We start from the raw sequence: 2,807 nt of genomic DNA, 5'->3' as shown, positions 1-2,807 counted from the left end.
CGAAGGGCATGGCATCTGCCCGCGCCGCAAGGTGGCGGTGATGAGCCTCTTTGACGATTTTTCGGTGCATGACGGGCTGGCGCGGCTGTGGCCGCAGACGGAATGGCTGAAGGCGGCGGTGCGGCTGGCGAGCGTCACGAATGGCGAGGAGCGGCAGCGTTACCTCACCTCCGGCCTTAGGGCCATCGGCGCGCTGCAGCCTTTCCTCGACACGCCGGTCAAGGGTCTGTGGTTCGACAAATGGCCGGCTGACAGGCCGATGCTCGACGAGCCGGCACCGGCAAGCACATTCTACCACATCGTCTGCGCCATCTATGAGGCGGAGGCTCTGCTGGCGATCGGTGGATGACAAGTATTTAAGCGCTTGTTGACATGCCATTCCGCATCGTCATTTCCACAGCAGCCGATAGGGACTATTAAATATGCCGCGTTAAACGATTTGTCGATGCCGTCGGCTGTACCGCGCCGTCATATTGGCCTTCTGGTCAAGCGACATCGGCATCAAACTGGATGCTGTGAAGCCGCTTATAAAGGCCGTCGCTAGCAAGAAGTTCCCTCCTGCTGCCCTGCTCGACAACCTCTCCGTTATCCATTACGACAATCTTGTCGGCACGATTGATGGTGGAAAGCCTGTGGGCAATGACGATTGACGTTTTGTTCAGCGTCAGGCGCTCAAGTGCATCACGAACGAGGGCTTCGGATTCGGAATCCAGCGCACTTGTTGCTTCGTCCAGGATCAGGATATCGGCGTCTCTCAGCATGGCGCGTGCAATAGCCACGCGTTGTCGCTGTCCGCCGGATAATCCAGAACCGTTTTCACCGAGCCTAGTATCGTAGCCGTTAGGCATTTTCATGATGAAGTCATGGGCATTGGCCGCTTTGGCTGCCGCTATGATCTCTTCTTCCGTGGCGTTATCGCGACCAACGGAAATATTGTGTCTCACGGTGCCTGAAAATAGGAATGTTTCCTGCCCGACGTAAGAAACCTGTTCGCGCAAACTTGCAAAAGAGGCGTCGCGCAAGTCCATCCCATTGATCTCCACTGACCCGCTTTGCGGGTCGTAAAGGCGCATCATGAGATTGATTATGGTGGATTTGCCACTGCCGGAGGGGCCGACCAGCGCGGTCATCTTACCCCCATCAAACAGCAGGCTAACATCCTTCAGAACGGGCTGCCCTGTAACATATTCGAAGCTCACATTCTTGAGTTCGACAGCGCCTGTCGTCCGGGGAATGGCCTCTGCATCTTTTTTCTCGGCCAACGTCAGCGGGGCATCCAGCACCTCGAACATCATCCGTACGCCTATCATGCCGCCCTCAATCTGTACCCGCATGCGGGCTAGGCGCTTCGCCGGTTCATAAGCGAGGAGTAGTGCGGTGATGAACGCCATCAGATCGCCCGGTGAACCACCCTTTTCAAGGACGGTATAACCAGATACGGCAATAACAACGGCAATTGCTAGGCCTGACAGCGTTTCCATGATGGGACTGGTTGCCGCTTCCAGCTTGGCGATGCCATTAGCGCGCTGCTCCACATCGGAAACCGCCTTGTTCATGCGTTGACGCATCAGCTTTTCCAGGGAGAAAGCCTTGATGACACGAACGCCGATGCTGGTTTCCTGTACGACATTGACGATCTCGCCGAGCGATGCAAGCTCGGCTTCCATGATCTTGCGTACGCGGCGTAAAACAAGCCGGACGCTAAAGATGGCAAGAGGGCCGATAATCATGGAAATCGCGCTCAGAAGAAAATTCTGGGCAAACATTACGATGATCAGACCTAAAAGCGAAAACAGGTCGCGTACGAACGACGTAACGATCGTGTCGATAACGCTGCGCGCCGACTGCGCATTGTATGTCACGCGAACCAGCAATTCGGAGGAGGGCAAGTTCTGAAAGAATGAAACGCCCTGCTTCAGCAGCCTGTCGTAGATCTTGCGCTGTTGCTCCGCCACGATGCTATTGCCAGCCTTGCTCAGATAATAGCTTTGCACAAAAGTGGCGAGGCCCTTGACGATGAAGATGGCGGCGACTGCAAATGCAATCTCGAGAACAACATCAAAGCCTTGTTTCAGATAAACACTGTTGACGATATCGCGCATGATCCATGCGCTCAACGATGTCGTGCCCGCAACGACGACCATCGCCGCGATTGCAGCAGAATACCAGCCCACGTGCTTTTTGAAGTTTTCTTTGAAAAGTCGCACCAGCAACTTCTTGTCGTTTTCAGACAAAAAAGATCCGATCACGGAGATATCCTTAATTAGCCGAAACCACTACGACTTGAGAAATTCACGGCTGTCCATTTCGATCATTTTGACCGGGAAACCAGCCGCTATCTGTTCCGAATAGATAAGCCACATCGTACTTCGTTTGATGATCCCGTATCAACCGGCTTAATAATTTCTCTCGGCGCTGGAGAAATCTTCAGACTCGTTGTTCGAGCGAACCAAATAGTGCGATGGCTGGCGAGTGTCAACATCCCCGCCGCCGCCGGATCGCATGCTCGAACTGCGCGTTACGTTCGCTTGTAATCATCCTCGATGCGGATGACGTCCTCCTCGCCGATATAGGCGCCGGTCTGGATTTCGACGAGTTCGAGCGGAATTTGCCCCTCATTGGCAAGCCGGTGCGGCCGGCCGATCGGAATATAGACCGACTCGTTTTCCGTCAGCAGCCGGGTCTCGTCCCCCATCGTCACGGTTGCAGTTCCCTTGACGACGATCCAGTGTTCCGAGCGGTGATAATGTTTCTGGAACGAGATGCGGTGGCCGGGATCAACCGTGATGTGGCCGACCCGGTAACGC

Annotated in this window: 3 protein-coding genes; 1 reads left to right on the top strand and 2 read right to left on the bottom strand. The window is 54.9% G+C overall.

All coding sequences use genetic code 11. The features are described 5' to 3' along the window. On the top strand, positions 1-349 hold a 349-nt coding region (locus QD336_RS24230), incomplete at its 5' end, for an AGE family epimerase/isomerase (RefSeq protein WP_499172457.1). A gap of 136 nt (positions 350-485) precedes the next feature. Here the strand turns inward: QD336_RS24230 and QD336_RS24225 are convergent. Next, positions 486-2,249: an ABC transporter ATP-binding protein gene (locus QD336_RS24225; protein ID WP_499172456.1), complete on the bottom strand. Its 1,764-nt coding sequence runs from the start codon at positions 2,247-2,249 to the stop codon at positions 486-488. Positions 2,250-2,518: 269 nt separating this feature from the next. Next, a partial coding sequence (locus QD336_RS24220; protein WP_499172454.1) for a cupin domain-containing protein occupies positions 2,519-2,807 on the bottom strand: 289 nt, incomplete at its 5' end.

Origin of the sequence: Rhizobium sp. BR 250 (assembly GCF_047445855.1) — a bacterium.
GTDB lineage: Bacteria > Pseudomonadota > Alphaproteobacteria > Rhizobiales > Rhizobiaceae > Agrobacterium > Agrobacterium tumefaciens_I.
Note: the sequence above shows the minus strand (reverse complement) of the source record. Positions and strands in the feature narration are given on the sequence as shown.